The organism is Nocardioides glacieisoli (genome assembly GCF_004137245.1).
GTDB classification, from domain to species: Bacteria; Actinomycetota; Actinomycetes; order Propionibacteriales; family Nocardioidaceae; genus Nocardioides; species Nocardioides glacieisoli.
This window is the reverse complement of sequence record NZ_SDWS01000005.1, coordinates 120,623-141,976: the sequence shown is the minus strand read 5'-3', so window position 1 is coordinate 141,976 and position 21,354 is coordinate 120,623. Positions and strand designations below refer to the sequence as shown.

19 protein-coding genes are annotated in these 21,354 nt (G+C 70.9%); 11 read left to right on the top strand and 8 right to left on the bottom strand.

The window, feature by feature from the left end:
- Positions 1-302 precede the first annotated feature (302 nt).
- From EUA06_RS12280 to EUA06_RS12265, 4 genes are all read left to right on the top strand, one after another.
- On the top strand, positions 303-2,627 hold the full coding sequence (locus tag EUA06_RS12280) for an IPT/TIG domain-containing protein (protein WP_165354372.1): 2,325 nt from the start codon (positions 303-305) through the stop codon (positions 2,625-2,627).
- A gap of 90 nt (positions 2,628-2,717) precedes the next feature.
- A complete protein-coding gene (locus EUA06_RS23230; protein ID WP_129475991.1) occupies positions 2,718-4,370 on the top strand; it encodes an NAD(P)/FAD-dependent oxidoreductase in 1,653 nt (550 codons plus the stop codon).
- A complete protein-coding gene (locus EUA06_RS12270; RefSeq protein WP_129475989.1) occupies positions 4,367-5,764 on the top strand; it encodes an ATP-binding protein in 1,398 nt (465 codons plus the stop codon). Before EUA06_RS23230 ends, EUA06_RS12270 begins: the two co-directional genes overlap by 4 nt.
- Before the next feature lie 94 nt (positions 5,765-5,858).
- Positions 5,859-6,653, top strand: a complete 795-nt coding sequence (locus EUA06_RS12265) for an aldo/keto reductase (RefSeq protein WP_129475987.1) — start codon at positions 5,859-5,861, stop codon at positions 6,651-6,653.
- Here the strand turns inward: EUA06_RS12265 and EUA06_RS12260 are convergent.
- From EUA06_RS12260 to EUA06_RS12245, 4 genes are all read right to left on the bottom strand, one after another.
- Positions 6,650-7,459, bottom strand: coding sequence for an SDR family NAD(P)-dependent oxidoreductase (locus EUA06_RS12260; RefSeq protein WP_129475985.1), 810 nt, complete (start codon positions 7,457-7,459; stop codon positions 6,650-6,652). The genes EUA06_RS12265 and EUA06_RS12260 overlap by 4 nt on opposite strands.
- Positions 7,460-7,529: 70 nt before the next feature.
- Positions 7,530-8,393: a trypsin-like serine protease gene (locus EUA06_RS12255; protein WP_129475983.1), complete on the bottom strand. Its 864-nt coding sequence runs from the start codon at positions 8,391-8,393 to the stop codon at positions 7,530-7,532.
- 182 nt (positions 8,394-8,575) lie between these two features.
- The gene (locus tag EUA06_RS12250) at positions 8,576-8,779 is read right to left on the bottom strand and encodes a cold-shock protein (protein WP_129475981.1); all 204 of its coding nucleotides are present in this window, start codon (positions 8,777-8,779) and stop codon (positions 8,576-8,578) included.
- 215 nt (positions 8,780-8,994) lie between these two features.
- Positions 8,995-9,450 carry an SRPBCC family protein gene (locus EUA06_RS12245; RefSeq protein ID WP_129475979.1) on the bottom strand — a complete coding sequence of 152 codons (456 nt, stop codon included), beginning with the start codon at positions 9,448-9,450 and terminating at the stop codon, positions 8,995-8,997.
- Positions 9,451-9,518: 68 nt separating this feature from the next.
- Here EUA06_RS12245 and EUA06_RS12240 point away from each other — a divergent pair, with 68 nt between their 5' ends.
- The gene (locus EUA06_RS12240; protein WP_129475977.1) at positions 9,519-9,935 is read left to right on the top strand and encodes a GNAT family N-acetyltransferase; all 417 of its coding nucleotides are present in this window, start codon (positions 9,519-9,521) and stop codon (positions 9,933-9,935) included.
- A 47-nt stretch (positions 9,936-9,982) separates the two neighbouring features.
- Positions 9,983-11,275, top strand: coding sequence for an FAD-binding protein (locus EUA06_RS12235; RefSeq protein WP_129475975.1), 1,293 nt, complete (start codon positions 9,983-9,985; stop codon positions 11,273-11,275).
- 216 nt (positions 11,276-11,491) lie between these two features.
- On the opposite strand, the gene EUA06_RS12230 is transcribed toward EUA06_RS12235, so the two are convergent.
- The 4 genes from EUA06_RS12230 to EUA06_RS12215 are packed head-to-tail and all read right to left on the bottom strand — an operon-like array spanning position 11,492 to position 15,145.
- Positions 11,492-12,499 (bottom strand): App1 family protein, encoded by a 1,008-nt coding sequence (locus EUA06_RS12230; RefSeq protein ID WP_129475973.1) that lies wholly within the window; start codon positions 12,497-12,499, stop codon positions 11,492-11,494.
- Positions 12,500-12,518: 19 nt separating this feature from the next.
- Positions 12,519-13,511, bottom strand: a complete 993-nt coding sequence (locus EUA06_RS12225; protein ID WP_129475971.1) for an aldo/keto reductase — start codon at positions 13,509-13,511, stop codon at positions 12,519-12,521.
- 31 nt (positions 13,512-13,542) lie between these two features.
- Positions 13,543-14,445 carry an NAD-dependent epimerase/dehydratase family protein gene (locus EUA06_RS12220; protein ID WP_129475969.1) on the bottom strand — a complete coding sequence of 301 codons (903 nt, stop codon included), beginning with the start codon at positions 14,443-14,445 and terminating at the stop codon, positions 13,543-13,545.
- A 10-nt stretch (positions 14,446-14,455) separates the two neighbouring features.
- On the bottom strand, positions 14,456-15,145 hold the full coding sequence (locus EUA06_RS12215; protein ID WP_129475967.1) for a phosphatase PAP2 family protein: 690 nt from the start codon (positions 15,143-15,145) through the stop codon (positions 14,456-14,458).
- A 209-nt stretch (positions 15,146-15,354) separates the two neighbouring features.
- Here EUA06_RS12215 and EUA06_RS12210 point away from each other — a divergent pair, with 209 nt between their 5' ends.
- The 5 genes from EUA06_RS12210 (at position 15,355) to EUA06_RS12190 (ending at position 21,353) form a co-directional block, all read left to right on the top strand.
- Positions 15,355-15,723: a DUF485 domain-containing protein gene (locus EUA06_RS12210; protein WP_242498115.1), complete on the top strand. Its 369-nt coding sequence runs from the start codon at positions 15,355-15,357 to the stop codon at positions 15,721-15,723.
- Positions 15,720-17,327 (top strand): solute symporter family protein, encoded by a 1,608-nt coding sequence (locus EUA06_RS12205; protein ID WP_129475963.1) that lies wholly within the window; start codon positions 15,720-15,722, stop codon positions 17,325-17,327. Before EUA06_RS12210 ends, EUA06_RS12205 begins: the two co-directional genes overlap by 4 nt.
- Positions 17,328-17,431: 104 nt before the next feature.
- Positions 17,432-19,405 carry an acetate--CoA ligase gene (gene acs, locus EUA06_RS12200; protein ID WP_129475961.1) on the top strand — a complete coding sequence of 658 codons (1,974 nt, stop codon included), beginning with the start codon at positions 17,432-17,434 and terminating at the stop codon, positions 19,403-19,405.
- A 98-nt stretch (positions 19,406-19,503) separates the two neighbouring features.
- On the top strand, positions 19,504-20,307 hold the full coding sequence (locus tag EUA06_RS12195; RefSeq protein ID WP_129475959.1) for an S-methyl-5'-thioadenosine phosphorylase: 804 nt from the start codon (positions 19,504-19,506) through the stop codon (positions 20,305-20,307).
- The gene (locus EUA06_RS12190) at positions 20,304-21,353 is read left to right on the top strand and encodes an NAD-dependent epimerase/dehydratase family protein (RefSeq protein WP_129475957.1); all 1,050 of its coding nucleotides are present in this window, start codon (positions 20,304-20,306) and stop codon (positions 21,351-21,353) included. The genes EUA06_RS12195 and EUA06_RS12190 overlap by 4 nt, the downstream gene beginning before the upstream one ends.
- The last annotated feature ends 1 nt before the right edge of the window (position 21,354 follow it).

Here is a 21,354-nt window from a genome sequence, read left to right as displayed (position 1 = left end):
GGTGCACGCCACCCGCCGTACCGGCTGAGGGCGAACCGCGACCGGACCGTCCCACGTGACGCGGAAACACGTGTGAACCGGACCCCGGAATGGTCGAATAGCCCCCGACGAGCGGCTCCCGGCTGACTCGCACGTGGCTGGGGGAATCAATGTCGGCGTCTGCTCTGCGGGCTCGTGCCCGTCGGCGCACCACGGTGCTCAGCGGGATCGTCCTGGCGCTGGGCCTGGCGGTCTCGGCCATGGCAGAGCCAGGGGCTTCGCTGCCCGATTGGGCCGAACGAGCCTCGGCGTACACCCCGATCGTGTCCCCGACATCCGCTGCGTCCGGCACGCCGACCACCGTCTCCGGCAAGCTGCCGACGAAGGTCAAGCGCAAGGTCGTCCTCCAGGTCCGGACCTCGACAGCAACCTCGTGGCGGACCTCCGGGGCGCGCACCACCACCAAGCGCGGTGCGTACCGGTTCACCACGACGGCGTCCGGGGCTGCCGGGTGGGTGGACTGGCGGGTCCGGGCGCCGAAGGCGAAGGTCGGCGCCAAGCGGCTCAAGGCCTACACGTCGCCGTCGCGGAGGACCACGATCGTCGCCGTCCAGCAGCCGACTGCGACGGCCACACCGACGTCGAGACCTACGTCGACACCCACCAGCTCCGTTCCGACGCCGACTCCCACGGTCCCCACAACACCGGCCGAGCCCCGCGTCTCTGCCGTCACTCCGACGTCCGGGAGTGCCCTTGGCGGCGAGGTCGTGACGGTCGACGGGACCAACCTCCTCGCCGTGGCGGAGGTCTGGGTCGGGGCGTCGCAGGCGATCGACCTGCAGGTCCTGAGCGCCTCGCAGTTGCGGTTCACGACGCCGTTCAGCCCGACGGCGGGTGCGGAACCGATCACCCTGCGGACCGCCACCGGCACCCTAGCCAGCAGCGCGGACTTCACCTACGTCTTTCCGACGAGCGAGCCGACGTCGTCGGTGACTCCCGCCGCGGACACGATCACCGTGGAAGCAGCAGATGTGGTGGGCGCGCAGAAGCAGGGCGGCGCTGTCGACCTGACGGTCGTCGACGGACCGCGCTTCGCCGACCTCGCGCAGGGCACCGGGGTGTACGTCGAGCCGGGGTCGACGCACGTGCCGGCCGGCACGGTCGGACGCATCTCCGCCGCGCCGGTCCACGACGCAGGGACGGGGACCGTACGCCTCTCCCTCACGACCGTCCCGCTGACCGAGGTCCTCGACGACTTCTCCGTCAGCACCGCCGGCCCCCTCGAGAGCGCCGAGCCCTCGGTGAGGGTCCGCTATGACGACGGGGAGACGCGAGTCGTCACTCGCACCTCCGAGGGCATCGCGTCCAAGAGCGTCTTCGACGGCTTCAAGGGCGCGTTCAGCTGCAAGGACAAGTCGGGCAACCCCCGCGAGGACCTGGTGACGTCCATCGACTTCCAGATCAGGTTCGAGGAGGTCCGTTCGGTCTTCGAGATGCAGGCACCGGGCTTCTTCCAGGAGGGGTTCGTCAACGTCGGCGTCTGGGCGGAGCCGGTGCTGAGCTACGACGCGACCGTGTCCGGCGCAGTGTCGTGTGGCCTGAGCGAGACCTTCCTCGACAAGAAGATCCCCGCGATCCCGATCGGGACGACGGGCGCGACGATCGACTTCGGCCCGTACCTGGACATCGAGCTGAGCGCCGGTGGCCGGATCTCCTACGAGCAACGGCTCTACCGCGGGTACTCCTACATCCAGCGCGGCGACAATCCCGGCCGGAGCACTCCGAGCGGAAGCGCGGATCCCCCGAAGGTGACCGGTGGACTCAGCGCCGCGATCACCGTGCGTGCGGGCGGCTTCGCCGAGTTCGGCTTCCTCGACACGATCGGCGTACGCGCCGAGCTCGGGTTGTCGTTCACCGGCGAGCTGACCTACCAGCCCTCTCCCGCCACGGTGACCTGCTCCCTCGAGCTCGCCGCCGAGGCGTCCGCGAAGCTCTTCCTCGACGTGTGGGTGACGCGCTGGGAGTACAAGTTCCTGGGTGTGTCGATCCCGCTGTTCCACTGGGACGCCTGCGAGGCAGCGGAGCCCGACCCCGAGCCTCCGACGCCCCAGGAGTACACCGGCACCTTCACCGACGTCTTCCGGGTGTGGAACAACGGCGTCGTCTCCCAGCCGACAGCCAGCCTCGACCTGCAGCAGCCGTTCCCGGGGTCGTACGGCTGGCAGCCCGACGCGATGTCGGACTACGGTCCGATTCCCCAGTGGCTGAGCCTGTCGTCGAGCGGCCTCCTGACCGGCACGCCACCCGCGGACGGTGCCACGCTGCCGATGGTCATCGGTCGGGACTCGGCCGGCGTACCGATCCGGGCACGACTCGCACTCGCGGTGAACAGCGTCCAGGCGTGGTCGACGTGCGTCGACGGCAAGGCCGCCGTCGGCCTGTTCGTCGGCAACCCTGCCAGCGACTCGTTCTGGGGGTTCCAGGACCACGAGGTGAAGATGGTCGTCGACGGGTCGACGACGGTCACTCGCTACTCGAACCGCAGCCTGATTTCGACGCGTCGGGTCTTCAGCCTCACTGGCGGCTTCCACAGCGCCTCCGTCACGGTCGACGACACGTGGACCTCGTCCACGTCCATCACCTGCTGACCGAACCTCCGCCCCGACTGGTCTCGACCACCCTGTTTCCCCCGCGCCGTCGGGCGTAACGTCCGACGGACGACACGAGGGGAGGTGCCGATGGCGAAGCCCGCCATCCTCGCGGTCGACGATGACGTCGCGGTGGTCGGTGCCGTCGTGCGCGACCTGCGCCAGAGGTACGGCGAGGACTACCGCGTCCTGCGCGCGACGTCCGGGCCCGAGGCGCTGGAGATCCTCGCCGACCAGCTGCTGAAGGACCGTCCGATCGCGGCCGTCGTCAGCGACCAGCGGATGCCCGGGATGACCGGCATCGAGGTGCTGCAGCAGGTGCGCGAGCAGTCGCCCGACACCAAGCTGTGCCTGCTGACGGCGTACGCAGACACCGACGTCGCGATCCGCGCGATCAACGACATCGCGCTCGACTACTACCTGATGAAGCCGTGGGACCCGCCCGAGGACCGGCTCTACCCCGTGCTCGACGAGCTGCTGCGCGACTGGGCGCACGGCCATCCCGACCGCGACTCCGAGGTGCGTGTCGTCGGCCACCGCTGGTCCGACCGGACCCACGAGGTCAAGACGTTCCTCACCCACAACCACGTGCCCTACCGCTGGCTCGAGGTCGACGCAGAGGGAATGGGAGCGGGCGACGAGGCGACGCGGCTGCTCGAGGTCGCCGGCGAGGGCGAGCTCCCCGTGGTGGCCCTACCCGACGGGTCGGTGCTCCGCTCCCCCACCACGATCGAGCTCGCCGCCGCACTCGGCCTGAGCACCCGGGCGACCAAGCCGCTCTACGACCTCTGCGTCGTCGGCGCCGGGCCGGCCGGCCTCGCGGCTGCGGTGTACGCCGCCTCCGAGGGGTTGCAGGTCGTCGTCGTGGAGCGCGACGCGCCAGGCGGCCAGGCCGGGCAGAGCGCGTCGATCGAGAACTACCTCGGCTTCCCCAAGGGCCTCTCCGGCGCCGACCTCACGCACCGCGCGGTCGCGCAGGCATCGCGGTTCGGCGCGGAGATGGTGCTGGCGCGCGACGTCGTCGGCTTCGAGACCCGCGGCCCCGTGCGCGCGGTGCTGCTCGACGGCTCAGCCGACATCGAGGCCCGCGCGGTCCTGGTGGCCAGCGGGGTGTCCTACCGCCGCCTCGACGCACCCGGCCTCGACGACTTCGTCGGCAGGGGCATCTACTACGGCGCCAGCGCGAGCGAGGCGACGCAGACCGTCGGGGAGGACGTGTACGTCGTCGGCGCGGCGAACTCGGCCGGGCAGGCCGTGCTCAACTTCGCTCGCTATGCGCGGAAGGTCGTCCTCGTCGTGCGCGGCACGTCGCTGGAGGCGTCGATGTCGCAGTACCTCGTGACCCGCATCCACGACGCCCCCAACGTCGAGGTCCGGCTGCAGACCGAGATCGTCGGCACCCGCGGGGACGGGCACCTCGAGGGCATCACGCTGTGCTCGTCGGGTCCCGCCGACGAGGTCGACACCAGCTCGGTGTTCATCTTCATCGGCGCGGCGCCGCGGACGGAGTGGCTCGGTTCGTCGGTCGCCCGCGACGAGCGGGGCTTCGTGCTGACCGGCCCCGACCTGCCCGCTTCGACTGCTTGGCCGCTGGAGCGCGGCCCGTTCGCGCTGGAGACCAGCGTGCCCGGCGTCTTCGCCGCGGGCGACGTACGTCGTGACTCGATGAAGCGCGTCGCGTCAGCCGTCGGCGAGGGCGCGATGTCGGTCTACCTCGTCCACCGCTACCTGGCGGCGACATGAGCCTTGCTGACGAGCTGCGCGCGATCGCGATCCTGGACGGCTTCACCGACGAGCAGGTGGCCGAGCTGGCGTCTGCAGGCGAGGAGGTGACGTACGAGCCCGGTGACCGGATGTTCGACGAGGGTCGCCCGGCCGAGCACTGGTGGGTGATGCTCGAGGGCTGCGTCGACGTCGTGCGGCGAGTGGGCAACGAGGAAGCCGTGATGGTGACCATCGAGAACGCGGGCCAGTGGGCGGGCGGTTTCCGCGCCTGGGACGAGCACGGCGTCTACATGGGATCGGCGCGGGTGATGGCGTCGAGCCGCGTCTTCCGCCTCTCGGCCGCCGAGCTGGCGCGCTTCGGCCAGGAGTGGTTCCCGTTCGCCGTGCACCTTCTGTGCGGGCTGATCGCCACAGCCCGCCGCATCGAGCACAACGCCCGCGAGCGCGAGGCCCTCGTCGCCCTCGGCACGCTCGCCGCCGGGCTCGCGCACGAGATCAACAACCCCGCCTCCGCCGCCGTTCGCTCCGTCGGCGCGCTGCAGCAGTCGAGCGACGACGTCTTCGCCTCGCTGCAACGGCTGGCAGGAGCGGGCATCGACGCCTCGCAGTTCACGGCCCTGGACGAGCTGCGGCGCTCGATCGATCCGTCGTCCGCCCCGACCGGGGTCGCGCTGTCCGACCTCGAGGAGTCGCTGACGGACTGGCTGGAGGACCATTCGATCGACCGCTCGTGGACGATCGCCCCTCCCCTCGCTGCCGTGGGCGTCTCTCCTGCCTGGCTGTCGCGCGCGGCTTCCGCACTGTCAGGGGCCGGCCTTCAGGCCGGGCTCGAGTGGGTGGCCTCTGCCGTCACGACGACGGCGCTCATCAACGAGGCGCAGGACTCCACCCGCCGCATCTCCGACCTCGTCTCGGCCGTGAAGTCGTACTCCCAGATGGACCGCGCGGCCGTCCAAGAGGTGCGCGTCGCCGACGGCGTCGAGAGCACTCTCATCATGCTCGGCCACAAACTGCGCGACGGCGGGATCACGGTGGTCCGCCAGTACGACGACTCCGTCCCCACCATCACCGCCAACCCCGCCGAACTCAACCAGGTCTGGACGAACCTCATCGACAACGCCGTCGACGCCATGGCCGGCGGCGGCACCCTGACGGTGAGGACGTACGCCGACGAGCACCACGTCGTCGTCGAGATCTGCGACACCGGCCACGGCCTGACCGACGAGGTCGCCGCGCACGCCTTCGAGCCCTTCTTCACGACCAAGGAGGTCGGGAAAGGGACGGGGTTGGGCCTCGACATCTCCCGGCGGATCGTCGTCGAGCGGCACGGGGGTGAGATCGGGGTGGAGTCAGAGCCGGGCGCTACAGCCGTGCGCGCCCGATTGCCGGTCGAGCGGGCGGGTTTGCCCTAACCCACCCCGCCGCTTACGACAAGCAACGGATTGATCCGCCCACTCGTCCTCAAGGGTGACCGAGGCCAGTGGAGCCGTGGCTAGTGTCGAACGCATGACCAACGACGCTCTCCAACTTCCCGGCCAGACCCTCACCCTCAGCGGCGGATCCACGATTCCGCTCCTCGGCTTCGGCACCTGGCAGATCAAGGGCGACGACGCCGTACGCGCAACCGCGGCTGCTCTGGAGGCCGGCTACCGCCACCTCGACACCGCGACGGTGTACGGCAACGAGGCGGAGGTCGGGCGGGCGCTGGCCGAGAGCGGCGTACCGCGTGACCAGGTGTTCGTGACGACGAAGTGCCCGCCGGACAACGCGGGCAAGGAGCTCGACACCCTGAAGAAGAGCCTCGAGCTGTTGCAGCTCGACCACGTCGACCTGTGGCTCATCCACTGGCCGGGCAGCGGGTCCGTGAACACCGACCTGTGGAAGGCGTTCATCGAGGCGCGCGACGCCGGACTCACCAAGGAGATCGGCGTAAGCAACTTCGACGCAGCCCTCCTCGACGAGGTCACCCAGGCGACCGGCGAGGCGCCGGCCATCAACCAGATCCGTTGGAGTCCGCTGCTCTTCGACGCGCAGACCGTCGGCGACCACCGCGACCGCGGCGTCGCGCTCGAGGGCTACAGCGCGCTCCGCGGCGGCACCCTCGACCACCCGGTGATCGTCGAGATCGCAGAGCGACTGGACCGCACCCCGGCCCAGGTGATCATTCGCTGGCACCTCCAGCACGAGACCGTCGTCATCCCGAAGTCCGTCAACGCCGACCGCATCCGCTCCAACGCCGACGTCGGCGGCTTCGAGCTCAGCGCCGAGGACATGACGACGCTCGACGGGCTCGGCAGCTAGGCCCGCTCCTCGGCGATGCTGTTGCCGCCGTCAACGACGACGCACTGCCCGGTGACGTAGGACGAGCCGGGCGTGCAGAGGAAGGCGATGGCGGCAGCCACCTCGTCGGGCGTCGCGCTCCTGCTCATCGGCGTACGTCGTCCCTGCCGCACCTCGTCGTCGGTCTGGCTGCCGGTGGCGATCCACCCGGGTGCGACGGCGTTGGCGGTGATGCCGTCGGCGGCATGGTCGAGCGCCACCGACCGTGCGAGGCCGAGCATGCCGGCCTTGGCAGCGGCGTAGGCCGCCTCGTCGCGCATCGCCATGACGGCACCCGTCACGGACGACACCATCACGACCCGCCCCCACCCCGCCTCGCGCATGCCGGGCAGGACCTCACGCGTCGCCAGGAACGCGGTGTCGAGGTTGCGGGACAGCGCCGTACGCCACCGGTCGTAGGCGAGCCCGTCGACACCGCCGGTCTCGGCACCACTGCCGGACTCACGGCCGAAGGCAGGCGCGCTCGTGCTGGTCATACCGGCGTTGTTGACGAGGATGGTCGGGGCGCCGAGCGCGTCGACCACGTGCGCATGGGCGTCCCGCACCTGGTCCTCGTCGGTGAGGTCCGCGACGACACCGACGGCCCGGACGCCCCGCTCGGTCAGCTCGGCCACCCGGTCGTCCACGCGTGCCGACATCGCACCCAGCGCGATGTTCGCGCCGAGAGCGCCGAGGAGCGACGCGGTCGCGAAGCCGATCCCGTCCGGCGAGCCCGCGCCCGTGACCCAGGCGACCCGTCCGGCGAGACTGAAGGCGTCAGGCAGCATGCGCGAACCCTCCCACGACGCGGAAGAGCCCCCGACCGCCGCAGCGGTCGAGGGCTCTTGCGCGGAGGCGTCAGGCCGCCGGGAAGACCCCGAACTTCGCCAGCCAGTCCTGCGCGGCGTCGATGTCGACGCGCTGGTAGCCGCCGAGGTAGCGGCAGTTGTTGGTGTAGGCGTAGCTCGTCACGGTCACGACGTAGCCGTTGAGGAACGTCGGGCCACCCGAGTCGCCGAAGCACGTGCCGCCGGTGCCGCGCGTGTCGTTGACGTTGCCGTTGAGCTGGAGGATCTGGGTGGTCAGCTTCTGCCCGGGCTGGTCGGCGTTGCGCCGGATCAGCGGGTAGGTCTGCGCCGTCGGCGTCTGCGGACCCGAGTCGGGCTTGCGGACCTCCGTGCCGTAGCCGACCGACGTGAAGATCGTCTTGTTGAGCTTCGGCTGCGCGTAGGCGTCGAGGTAGCCGAGCGGCGCGACCTTCGCCGGCGTGATGCCCTCGACGGGCCTGTCGAGGACGATGACGCCGACGTCGTTCCAGTTGTCGAGGTCGGTGAAGTCGGAGTAGTCGGGGTGCGTGTAGGCCGTGCCGGACAGGAAGCCGGCCTTCTCGAGCTCGAGCTGGGTGTAGCCGGCCTCCTCGTCTGCCGCGACCGGGAAGCCCGAGGGTGCCTTCTCGGCGATGACGGACTTGAACGACACCAGCGTCTTGCCGACCGTGCCGTCCGTGCAGTGCGCGGCGGTGAGCAGCACCGTCGGGGTGACGAGCGTGGCCGAGCAGCGGAACCGCCCGTCGGCGCTGTAGTAGAGGATCAGGCCCACGTTGGGGTGGGCCTCGCCGTCCGCCGTACCGCCGGTGACGGCGCCGGCCGGAGCGGCCGCCATCGCACTCAGCGTCAGCGCGGTGAGCAGCACAGCCAGCGCTGCCTTGAGTCGAGATCGCATCAACATGTCCTTCGAGTCGGAGTCCCCCGGGCCCACCGATGCTAGGCACCCCGCTGCCGGGCCGGAAGGACCGCGACACCGCAGGGTCCTCGGAGGTTCGCCGCCGCAGCTGTCTGGACCACTGCAACGGACGCACAAGAGCCCCCGACCGCCAGGCGGTCGGGGGCTCTCAGTGAGTCAGATCAGGAGACGCGAACGTTCTCAGCCTGGGGACCCTTGGGGCCCTGGGCGAGGTCGAACTCGACCTTCTGGTTCTCGTCGAGCGACTTGTAGCCGTTGCTCTGGATCGCGGAGAAGTGGACGAACACGTCCTCGCCGCCACCGTCCTGAGCGATGAAGCCGAAGCCCTTGTCAGCGTTGAACCACTTGACAGTTCCTGAAGCCATGATGCTTTTCCTTTGTTTTCGTTCGCGGGCTGTGTGCCGGCGACCTGCTGAAGACATCCACCTGATGGAGTCCAGCGAACCGAAAACCAGGAGTAAGAACACGAGCCACACGTCTTGTGCGGCCAGGACGACCCGGGGGCCGACCCTTCAACACCGACAACAGTAGGGCATGGGGCCACGCTTCTGCGTTTCGGCGTCGATCCGCCGGCGCGGCGTCAGGTGAAGGAAGCCGCCAGCGCGTCCAGTACGGCCGTCCGTTCACGGAGCGCGATGCGCTTCATCACGGGTGTCGCGGGGCCATAGATGCCGTACGTCCTGAGCCGTGCGTCGTGGTGCACGAGCGTCTCCTGTGGCCCTACCGCCTCGAGCGTGTAGCCCGGCCAGCCCTCGGCGAGCATCGAGCCCCACGGCGCCTTCTGCGCCCAGTGGTAGACCAGCCGCGTCGGCTGCTCGAAGGTCTCGACCTCGCCGGGCGCCTTGCCGAAGAGCGTCGAGTCCTCGTACGTCGTTCCCGCACCGACGGGGCCGTCCGAGGTCTTGCGCGAGCCGCGGCGGATGCTGCCCCTGTGGGGCTGCCACTCGTTGATCGACTCGATGTCGGCGAGCCGGTCGAAGACCGCTTCGATCGGCGCCTTGACCATGCGTTCGAGGTGGAGCTCGGCTTCGCCCATGAGGTCATGATCGACCTGACGCGGGTGGGGCGGAAGCCCGGTCTAGTGAGGCGCGGCAAGATCGTGGCATGACCACCGAGGGCTACCAGCTCCGCACCGAGCTCGCCGACATGGACTTCGACCTCATCCACCCCTGGCTCAGTACCGACGCCTACTGGGCGATGGGGCGCACGCGCGACAACATCGAGACGGCCGCGCGCCACTCGCTGAACTTCGGGGTCTTCACCAGCGACGGCGAGCAGCAGGTGGCGTACGCCCGCGTGCTCACCGACCACGCGAACTTCGGCTGGCTCGCCGATGTGTACGTCGACCGCGACCACCGCGGACGCGGCGTGGGTCGGATGCTGGTGGACGGCGTGGTGGAGCGGCTCGAGCCGATCGGGCTCAGCCGCGTCCTGCTCGCGACCCGCGACGCGCACGAGGTCTACGCGCGTGTCGGCTTCGAGCCGTTGCCGAAGCCCGAGATCTTCATGATCAAGAGCTGAACCACTGGGTTCCGACCGGCCCCCACCCGCCCACCGATGGAGCACGCATGCCTGCACGACCGCCCGACCACGACGCATCCACTGTGGAGGCGAGACCTGGGACGAACTGGGCCGGCAACCACGCCTACACCGCGGGGCGCTACGTCCGTGCCCGCTCCCTCGGGGAGGCGCAGGAGGTCATCCGGTCCTCGACGCGCGTCCGGCTGCTCGGCACCCGCCACTCGTTCAACGCGCTGTGCGACACCGAGGGGACGCTGCTCGACCTCACCGGCCTGGTCGCGGAGCCGGTGCTCGACGTCGAGCGCGGGACGGTCCGGGTCGCCGGCGGTACGCCGTACAACGACGTCGCGGCACACCTGCAGGCGCGCGGCCACGCGCTGGCCAACATGGGCTCGCTCCCCCACATCTCGGTGGCGGGCGCGACGTCGACGGGCACGCACGGGTCCGGCACCGGCAACCGCATCCTCGGCTCGGCCGTGGGCCGCCTCGAGCTGATCGGCCCGGACGGTGAGCTGCGCACCGTCACCCGGAAGGACGAGGACTTCGACGGGTCCGTCGTCGCGCTCGGCGCGCTGGGTGCCGTCGTCTCGCTCGACCTCGACGTCGAGCCGACCTACGACGTGCGCCAGGACTTCTACGCCCACCTGCGCTGGAGCGAGGTGGTCGAGCGCATCGACGAGGTGCTGTCCTCGTCCTACAGCGTCAGCGTCTTCGGCAGGTGGAGCGACGCGGACCCGACCGAGGTGCTGGTGAAGACCCGCACGACGGACGATCGCGGGCTCGCCTGGACCGGGGGCGCGGCAGCCGTCCCCGCCACGACGGCGTCCCTCACCCTCGGCGAGGGCGACCACTTCACCGAGCGGGGCGCGCCCGGCCCGTGGTCCGACCGGCTGCCCCACTTCCGCGGGGACCGGCAGCCCAGCTTCGGCGAGGAGATCCAGTCGGAGTGGTTCGTCGCCGCCACCAACGCCGCGGCCGCCCTGCGCGCCGTCACGGACCTGGCCGCCGCCACGAGAGGCGAGCTCGCCGCGCTGCTCATCGTGAGCGAGATCCGCGGCATCCGCGCCGACGACCTGTGGATGTCACCGGCCCAGGGTCGCGAGACGGTCGCGCTCCACTTCACCTGGCGACGCGAGCCGGCTGCCGTGCTCGCCATGGTCCGGCGGGTCGAGGACGCCCTCGCGCCCTTCGCCGCCCGCCCCCACTGGGGCAAGGTGTGGGACCGGGTCGACCACACGCACCACCCGCGGCTCGCCGACTTCCGCTCGCTGGTCGAGCGGACTGATCCGTCCGGCACCTTCCGCAACGCCCTCGTCGACCGGGTGCTCGGGATGCGCTGAGCCCGACCGACGTCAGCCGGCCCCATGCGTGCCTCGATCGCCCGCATGGCGCGCACTCCCGTGGGTGGCGGCAGATCGCGAGTTCCCACGCCTCGCGCGAGCAATCTGCCGCCACCCCTGAAGGCCGGCGGCCGCGGGGTGGCGGCAGATTGCAGGTCAACAGGCCCTCAGCGCGCAATGTGCCGCCACCTCCGCAAGCGGCAGCGGAGGACGCCCTCAGAGCAGGCCGAGGCCCTTCGCGTGGCGTCGTACGGCATCCGAGTCGGCGCACAGCACGAACGGCACGTCCGAGTCCCACGCGTCCGACACCGTCTCCACCCGCCCGTCACCCGGGTTGAGGCGCACCTCGCGGATGTAGACGGCGAGGATGCGGGCGGGGTACTCGCGGACGATGTCGGCGTAGATCTGCGGGTCGTGCTCGCCGGAGTCGCCCAGCAGGACGAAGGACAGGTCGGGGTGCAGGTCGAGCACCTCACGGATGCGCGTGTGCTTCTGCTCGCGCCCGTGCCGGTTGCCGAGCAGGTCGCGCAGCAGGACCGGGCCGAGCGGGAAGTCGCGGTGCCGCAGGAACGCGAGCAGGAAGGCGTGGAGGTTCCACGGGCTCGACGAGACGTAGAAGACCGGGTTCACGCCGGCCGCGAGGTCGCGGTAGAGCTCGGGCGCTCCCGGGAACGCCGTCCGCGTCAGCGCCGAGCCGGTGAAGGTCTGGACGACCATCCGCAGCGCCCGCTGCACGCCGGTCTCGAGGATCGTGTCGTCGACGTCGGAGAGGACGCCGAAGCGGGCGTCGGCCGCCGGGACCCGCACCTCGACGAGCGCTGGCTCGGCGTCGGTCACCCCGCGGTAGTCGCCGCGCAGCTCGACCGTCCCCGTCGTCCACGGCGAGGTCAGCGAGCCGGCCAGCGTCGGCACCCGCACCAGGAAGTAGCCCTCCCTGTCGGACTCCGCGTCCACGGAGACGCCGGCGACGGTCACTCGCAGCGGCACCCCGGGCAGCTCGTCGGTGACGAAGTGCCGGAGCGTACGACGTGTCGCCGCACGCACGCCCTCGTCGGGCATCGCCTCCGAGCCGAGGGGGTTGTCGAGCACGCGGCCGCGCACGACCGTGCCGGCAGGACCGCCGTGGCCGAGGTAGGGCTCGATCCGGAAGTGCTCGGGCGTGCCGTCGGCACGTCGCGAGTCCCAGGCACGCTCGGCGGCGAGCACCCATCGCTGGAGGTTCACGACGCCACCGTAGGCGCGGTCACCAGCGCCCGTGCACCTGCTCCCGGATGTGACGGTCGTAGAGGTCGGCGACCGCGTCGCGGAGCGGGTCGGGCAGCGGGCCGACCTCGCCGGCGGCCGCGTTGGACCGGGCCTGGTCGGTGTTGCGGGCACCCGGGATGACCGTCGAGACGCCGGGCTGCTGGGCCACCCACGCGATCGCGGCCTGCGCGGGCGTGACGTCGAGACCGCTGTCCGCGACGAGCCGGGCGAACTCCTGCGCCGCCTCGACACCGGTCGCATAGTCGACGCCGGAGAAGGTCTCGCCGACGTCGAAGGCGCTGCCGTCCCGGTTGTAGGTGCGGTGGTCGTCGGCGGCGAACGTCGTGTCCAGGCCGTACTTCCCCGACAGCAGGCCCGAGGCCAGCGGCACCCGGGCGATGATCCCGACGCCGGCCTCCGCAGCCGCGGGCAGCACGGCGTCGAGCGGCTTCATCCGGAACGCGTTGAGGATGATCTGCACGCTGGCGACGTGGGGCCGGGCGATCGCGCTGAGCGCCTGGTCGGCGGTCTCGACGCTGACGCCGTAGGCCGCGATGACCTGCTCCTCGACGAGCCGGTCGAGCACGTCGTAGGTCGCGTCGTCGTCGATGACGTCGCTGGGCGGGCAGTGCAGCTGCACGAGGTCGATCGTGTCGACGCCGAGGTTGCGGCGCGAGCGGTCGAGCCACGCGCGGAAGTTGGCCTCGACGTAGTTGGCCGGCACCTGCTCCTCGCGGCGTCCCATCTTGGTCGCGACGGTGAAACCGGCGTCCGCGTGCTCGGCGACGAAGCGGCCCACGAGCTGCTCGCTGCGGCCGTCGCCGTAGACGTCGGCGGTGTCGTAGAACGTCACGCCCGCCTCGGCCGACGCCTCCAGCACTGCGCGGGCGTCGTCCTCGCTGACGTCACCCCAGTCGGCGCCGAGCTGCCACGTGCCGAGACCGACGACCGAGACCGGGCGACCGGTCCTTCCGAGTGTTCGCTGCTCCATGCCCGTCACTCTTGCAGGACCGGCCAACGGGTCAGGAACGCAGGCCCGCCCGCAGCTCGTCCAGCGCCTCGTCGAGCGAGACCTCCGGCGACCAGCCCCAGCCCTGCGCGCGGTCGGCGCGGATCTGGCCGGCCCAGGCGGGCTTGTCGTCCCACGTCGGCTCGACGCCGAGCGCGTCGCACACGGCGCCCAGGTAGTCGCGCTGGGTGGCGGGTCCGCCCGCGACGTTGACCGGCGTGCACCCGCCGATCACGGGACCGGCGGACACGTCTTCGCGCACGGGGATGGCGCCGGTGGCGACGTCGGCGGTGAGAGCGGCGAGGTCCCTGACGTGGACCCAGGCCGCGGTCGCGTCAGCTACCGCGTGGCGGCGCGACTCGTCCTCGGCGACGGCTCGCGGCTGGACGGTGTTCCACACCGACGACTCGCCCGGGCCGAGGATCATCGGCGGCCGCACGAGGACGCGGGTCGTACCTCCGAGCCTGGCCAGCGCCTCGTCGAGGTCGCGCTTGATCACCGAGTAGTCGTTGGCGTCGTCGGAGACGTAGGCCGACTCCTCGCTGACGTCGCCCGCCCCCGGGCTGCGGTCGTACACGCCGGCCGTCGAGATGTGCACGATCAGGGGTACGCCGGCATCGCCCGCCGCCGACGCGATCGCGAGCGTGCCGTCGAGGCCGATGCGTCGCTGCTCGTCGCGGTCGCCGCCGAGCGGGTGGACCGTCGTCACGAGCGTGTCCGTGCCCGCGACGACCTGCGCCGCGAAGGCCGGGTCGGCGAAGTCGCCGACGCGCTCCTCGACGCCCGCGAGGTCGGGGGCGGTGCCGGGGCGGCGTACGACCGCGCGCACCCGTGCGCCCCTCTCGCTGAGTGCGGTCACCACGTGGCTGCCCACGAGTCCGTTGGCTCCGGTCACGACGACGATCGGGGAGGTCATGGGTCCAACCCTAGGTCGACGGTTTCGAGGCTCGCTCCGCTCGCACCTCGACCACCGGGTCGCGGGGCAGGAGGACGTGGGCCACCACCGCCACCCAGAGCGGGGCGAAGACCAGGCTGGTCAGCACGTCGGTCACGTGGTGGGCGCCCTCGTAGAGCCGGGACGGCGCCACGACGACGGGCGCCAGGAAGAGGATCCAGGCCCAGCGACGCGACGACGGCACGGTCCGGAAGAGGTAGATCGCGAGGGCGCAGTAGACGACGACCGACGTCGCGACGTGGCCCGACGGGAAGCTGTGCTCGGGCACCAGGCCGGGGTCGAGGATCTTGATCGGCGGGCGGTCGCGGCTGATCAGCAGGGTCACGACGAGGTAGAGCGCGAGCGTGCCGGCGACGAGCACGGTGAAGTAGACGAGCGGGCGTCGCGTCCCCTGCGTACGCCACAGCACCAGCGCCGCGACGGCCGCGAGGATCACGCCGACGATCGTGTCGGCGACGCGGCTCCCCCATGCGGCGAGGAGCTCACCCGTCGGGGTCCGGCGCTCGGCGATCCAGCGCGAGACGCTGTCGTCCCACGGGTCGACGCTCGACTCGAGGGGGTGGGTCAGCAGCCACCCGACGGCGGTGACGCCGAGGGTGAGGACGACCCACGCGATGGCCAGGGTGCGGGCGTCGTGGCGGTGTTCCCGGGTGATCTGCACGGGCCGAAGCGTCCCACTGATGCCCGGTCGACGGCAGTACCGCAGGGGTGAGGCGACCGCTCGTCGTACGACAACGACCGCCCGTCGATCCGCCACGTCCACCGGCCGACCGGGGCGCGCGGCACCCTGCCGCGCGCGGTGTGACGGGTGCCACGGTGACGACGGTCACACAGATGTGGCCGCCAGCCACCGTGCGAGAGGACCAAGCCGTGACTACCGAGGCATCCGACCAGGCCGCGCGCCACGATCCGGTCTATGACCGGCTGCACGAATCCAGTGAGTTCGCCGAGCTGAGGAAGCGCTACCGCGGCTTCGTCATCCCGGCCACCGTCGCCTTCCTGGCGTGGTACCTGCTCTACGTGATCATGTCGAACTGGGCAGGCGGTTTCATGGCCACCCAGGTCGTCGGCAACATCAACGTCGCCCTCGTCTTCGGGCTCCTCCAGTTCGCGACCACCTTCGGTCTCGCGCTGGCCTACAGCCGCTACTCCAACGCCAAGCTCGACCCGTTGGCGCGCAGCCTCGAGCAGTCCTACCGCGACCAGGCCGGCACCGACGCGAAGCGAGGCCAGGCATGAGCGACCAGTTCCTCACCACGTTCCTCTTCCTCTCCGTCGTCGCCCTGACGGTCGGCATCACCTTCTGGGCCAGCCGCCAGACCAAGACGGCCACCGACTTCTACTCCGGCGGCCGCTCCTTCTCCGGCTTCCAGAACGGTCTCGCCATCGGCGGCGACTACATGTCCGCGGCCTCGTTCCTCGGCATCTCCGGTGCCATCGCCGTCTACGGCTACGACGGCTTCCTCTACTCCATCGGCTTCCTGGTCGCGTGGCTCGTCGCGCTGCTGCTCGTCGCCGAGATGCTGCGCAACGCCGGCCGCTACACGATGGCCGACCAGCTCGCCTTCCGGATGAACCAGCGCAAGGTCCGCACCGCTGCGTCGGTCTCCACCGTCGTCGTCTCGATCTTCTACCTGCTCGCCCAGATGGTCGGCGCCGGGACGCTCGTCGCCCTGCTGCTCGGCGTCGACAGCGAGGCGATCAAGAACCTCACCATCGTCGGTGTCGGCATCCTGATGATCTTCTACGTCGTCGTCGGCGGCATGAAGGGCACGACCTACGTCCAGATCGTCAAGGCCGTGCTGCTGATGCTGGGCTCGGCGCTGATCGTGCTGCTGGTGCTCGCCGAGTTCAACTTCAACCTGTCCTCGCTCCTCGGCGCAGCCGCGGAGAACTCCGGCAAGGGCGACGCGTTCCTGCAGCCCGGCCTCCAGTACGGCAGCACGCTGACGTCGCAGATCGACTTCCTGTCGCTCGGCCTTGCGCTGGTGCTCGGCACCGCGGGCCTGCCGCACATCCTGATCCGCTTCTACACCGTCCCGACCGCCCGTGACGCCCGCAAGTCGGTGCTGTGGGCGATCGGCCTGATCGGCGCCTTCTACCTGATGACGCTGATCCTCGGCTTCGGTGCCGCGGCACTGCTCGACCGTGACCAGGTCGACCCCGCCGCGGGTGGCAACCAGAACCTCGCCTCCCCGCTCCTCGCCGAGGCAGTGGGTGGCGGTGACGGCTCGACCGGCGGTGCGGTCCTGCTCGCCCTGATCGCGGCTGTCGCCTTCGCGACCATCCTCGCGGTGGTCGCCGGGCTCACCCTGGCGAGCTCGTCGTCGGTGGCGCACGACCTCTACAAGGGGGTCCTCAAGAAGGACCAGGACGTCAGCGAGAAGGACGAGGTGCGGGTCGCCCGCATCGCCGCCTTCGCGATCGGTGCCGTCGCCATCCTGCTGTCCATCCCGGCGCAGCGCCTCAACATCGCCTTCCTCGTGGCCCTGGCCTTCGCGGTGGCGGCGTCGGCGAACCTGCCGGCGATCATCTACAACATGTTCTGGCGCCGGTTCAACACCCGCGGTGCCACGTGGAGCATCTACGGCGGTCTCATCTCCGCCGTGGGCCTGGTGCTGCTGTCGCCCGTCATGTCGGGCCTGCCGACCTCGATGTTCCCCGACTCCGACTGGGCGATCTTCCCGCTCAACAACCCGGGCATCGTGTCGATCCCGCTGGGCTTCCTGCTCGGCTACCTCGGCACCATCAGCTCGCGGGAGCCCGAGGCGGAGGACCGCTTCACCGAGCTCGAGGTCCGCGCGCTCACCGGTGCCGGTGCCGAAGGCGCCGTGCAGCACTGACCCAGCACCACGGTGACCCCCTCGCCGAGCCGGAGTAGGTTCGGCGAGGGGGTCGCACCCTTCCTCTCGCAGCCCGTCGACCGCGCCACACCCAGGAGAGAACCTTGTCCGAGCAGACCCTGTCGAACCTGTCCCGCGAGGAGCGGCGCTTCGAGCCGCCCGCCGACCTGGCCGCCGACGCCAACGTCAAGGAGGAGGCCTACGCCCGCGCCGACTCCGACCGCGAGGCCTTCTGGGCCGACGCGGCCGACCGCCTCGACTGGGGCCAGAAGTGGGACCAGGTCCTCGACTGGTCGAACCCGCCGTTTGCGAAGTGGTTCGTCGGCGGCACCATCAACGCCGCGGTCAACTGCGTGGACCGCCACGTCGACGCCGGCAACGGCGACAAGGTGGCGATCCACTGGGTGGGTGAGCCCGACGACGACACCCGCGACATCACCTACGCCCAGCTCAAGGACGAGGTCTCGAAGGCGGCCAACGCGCTGACCGACCTCGGCGTGAAGAAGGGCGACCGCGTCGCGATCTACATGCCGATGATCCCCGAGGTCGTCGTCGCGATGCTCGCCTGCGCCCGCCTCGGCGCACCGCACACCGTCGTCTTCGGCGGCTTCTCCGCCGACGCCCTCGCCTCGCGCATCACCGACTGCGACGCCAAGGTCGTGATCACCTCCGACGGCGGCTACCGCCGCGGCGCGGCCAGTGCGCTCAAGCCCGCGGTCGACGAGGCCGTCGAGAAGACGGCCGGACCTGATGGGCAGAGCCAGGTGCGGCACGTGCTCGTCGTCCGACGTACGGGCCAGGACGTCGACTGGGACGACGACCGCGACGTGTGGTGGCACGAGGCCGTCGACAACGCGTCGGCCGACCACGAGGCCGAGATGCACGACTCCGAGCACCCGCTGTTCGTGATGTACACCTCCGGCTCCACCGGCAAGCCCAAGGGCATCCTGCACACCACCGGCGGCTACCTCACCGGCACGTCGTTCACGCACTGGGAGGTCTTCGACCTCAAGGACGACGACGTCTACTGGTGCACCGCCGACGTCGGCTGGATAACCGGCCACTCCTACATGGTCTACGGCCCGCTCGCCAACGGCGCGACGCAGGTGATGTACGAAGGCACGCCCGAGAAGGGCCGCTGGTGGCAGATCGTGCAGGACTACCAGGTCTCGATCTTCTACACCGCGCCCACCGCGATCCGGACGTTCATGAAGCAGGGCCGCGAGATCCCCGACGGCTACGACATGTCGTCGCTGCGGCTGCTCGGGTCGGTCGGCGAGCCGATCAACCCGGAGGCGTACGTCTGGTACCGCGAGGTCATCGGTGGTGACCGCTGCCCGGTCGTCGACACCTGGTGGCAGACCGAGACCGGCCAGATCATGATCAGCCCGCTGCCCGGGGTCACCGCCGGCAAGCCCGGCTCGGCGATGAAGGGCCTGCCCGGCGTGGGCGCGGACGTCGTGGACGACGACGGCCAGTCCGTCCCCGACGGGTCGGGCGGCTACCTCGTGCTGACCCAGCCGTGGCCGGCGATGCTGCGCACGCTGTGGGGTGACGACCAGCGCTTCAAGGACACCTACTGGTCGCGCTACCCCAAGCAGGGCTTCTACTTCGCCGGCGACGGCGCGAAGAAGGACGAGGACGGCGACCTCTGGATGCTCGGCCGCGTCGACGACGTGATGAACGTGTCGGGCCACCGCCTCTCCACCACCGAGATCGAGTCGGCGCTCGTGTCGCACCCGAAGGTGGCCGAGGCGGCCGTCGTCGGTGCTGCCGACGAGACCACCGGCCAGGCCGTCTGCGCCTTCGTCATCCTCCGCGAGTCCGCGGGCGACGGCGGCCCGGACATCGTCGAGGAGCTGCGCAAGCACGTGCAGAAGGAGATCGGCGCGATCGCCAAGCCGCGCCAGATCATGGTCGTGCCCGAGCTGCCCAAGACCCGCTCCGGCAAGATCATGCGCCGCCTGCTCAAGGACGTCGCCGAGCACCGCGAGGTCGGCGACGTGACCACCCTCGCCGACTCGACCGTCATGGACCTGATCAAGGACAAGGAAGGCTCGGGGGCCGCGGAGGACTGACCCGGCTTCCCCTGATATCTGAGGACGGGGTGAACGGGATCGAACTGGAAATCCGTTCACCACGTCCTCAGATATCGGCGGCTCACTAGGGTGGCCGGGTGCCAGACTCGCCCCACGCAGACGTCGCCGTCATCGGCGGCACCGGCTTCTACTCGTTCCTGACCGACGCGGTCGACCACGTCGTCGACACGCCGTACGGCGCCCCGTCGGGGCCGATCTCGATCGGCGAGGTCGCGGGGCGCAGCGTCGCCTTCGTCCCGCGGCACGGGCCGCACCACGACTTCCCGCCGCACGCCATCCCCTACCGCGCGAACGCGTGGGCGCTCCGCTCGCTCGGCGTACGCCAGGTGCTGGCGCCGTGCGCCGTCGGCGGTCTCCGCGACACGGTCGCGCCGGGCGACCTCGTCGTCCCCGACCAGCTCGTCGACCGCACCCACCGGCGGATCGGGTCGTACGTCGAGTCGGGTGCGGTGCACCTGCCCTTCGCCGACCCCTACTGCGCTGGGGTCTCGGCGGCGCTGGCCGGCGGTGCCGACGACGTGGAGCAGGGCGGCACGATGGTGATCGTCGAGGGCCCGCGCTTCTCCACCCGCGCGGAGTCGCAGCACTACGCAGCGCAGGGCTGGGACCTGATCAACATGACCGGCGCCCCCGAGGCGCAGCTGTCCCGTGAGATGGGCCAGTGCTACGCGGCGCTCGCCCTGGTGACCGACATGGACGCCGGCGCCGAGTCGGGCGAGGGTGTCGGCCAGGACGCGGTCTTCGCGCTCTTCCGCACGAACCTCGAGCGGCTCACCGGGATCCTCGCCGCCGCGATCGAGGCGCTCCCCGACCCGACCGGTTGCACCTGTGCGACGTGGTCCGACGGCATCGACCTGACCTACGAGGTGCCGGGCGCGTGAGGGTCCTGCTCACCGGCTCCGCCGGCTTCATCGGCTCCGCCATCGCTCGCCGGCTCGTGGACGCCGGGCACGAGGTCGTCGGCGTCGACCTGATGCTGGCCTCGGCCCACGGCTCGTCCGTGCCGCCGGAGGGGACGCTCCAGCTCGACGTGCGCGACGCCGGCTCCGACGCCTGGGCCGACGCGCTGCGGGGCATCGACGTGGTGTGCCACCAGGCCGCCCTCGTCGGTGCCGGTGTACGCGTCGCGGACCTGCCTGAGTACGCGTCCCACAACGACGTCGGCACCGCCGCCCTGCTCGCCGCCATGCACGAGGCGGACGTCGACCGGCTGGTGCTGGCGAGCTCGATGGTCGTCTACGGCGAGGGCATCTACGCATGCGGCGAGCACGGCCACCAGCTCCCACCGGCCCGACCGGTCTCGGCGATGGAGGCCGGCGACTTCGACAACCACTGTCCCGTCTGCGACCGCCCCCTCGACTGGGAGCTCGTGCCGGAGGACGCCCGGCTCGACCCGCGCAGCAGCTATGCCGCGAGCAAGCTCGCGCAGGAGCACTACGCCTCGTCGTGGGTGCGCCAGGCGGGTGCCGCGGCTGTCGCCCTGCGCTACCACAACGTCTACGGCCCGATGATGCCGCGCGACACCCCCTACTCGGGCGTGGCGGCGATGTTCCGCTCGTCGCTCGAGCGTGGGGAGGCGCCGCAGGTCTACGAGGACGGCGCGCAGGTGCGCGACTTCGTGCACGTCGACGACGTCGCCCGTGCCAACGTGCTCGCCCTCGAGGCGGTTGTCTCCGGCACCACGCCGCGCTGGTCGGCGTACAACGTCTGCTCCGGTCGACCAGTGACGATCCTCGACGTCGCCACCCGGGTCGCCGAGGGCACCGGGCGCGACATCGCGCCGCAGGTCACGGGCGGCTTCCGTCCCGGCGATGTGCGCCACGTGGTCGCCTCTCCTGCCCTCGCGGCGAGCGAGCTCGGCTTCACCGCGGAGGTCGACCCGGACGACGGCCTGCGGGCCTTCGCAACGGCGCCGCTGCGCGCCTGAG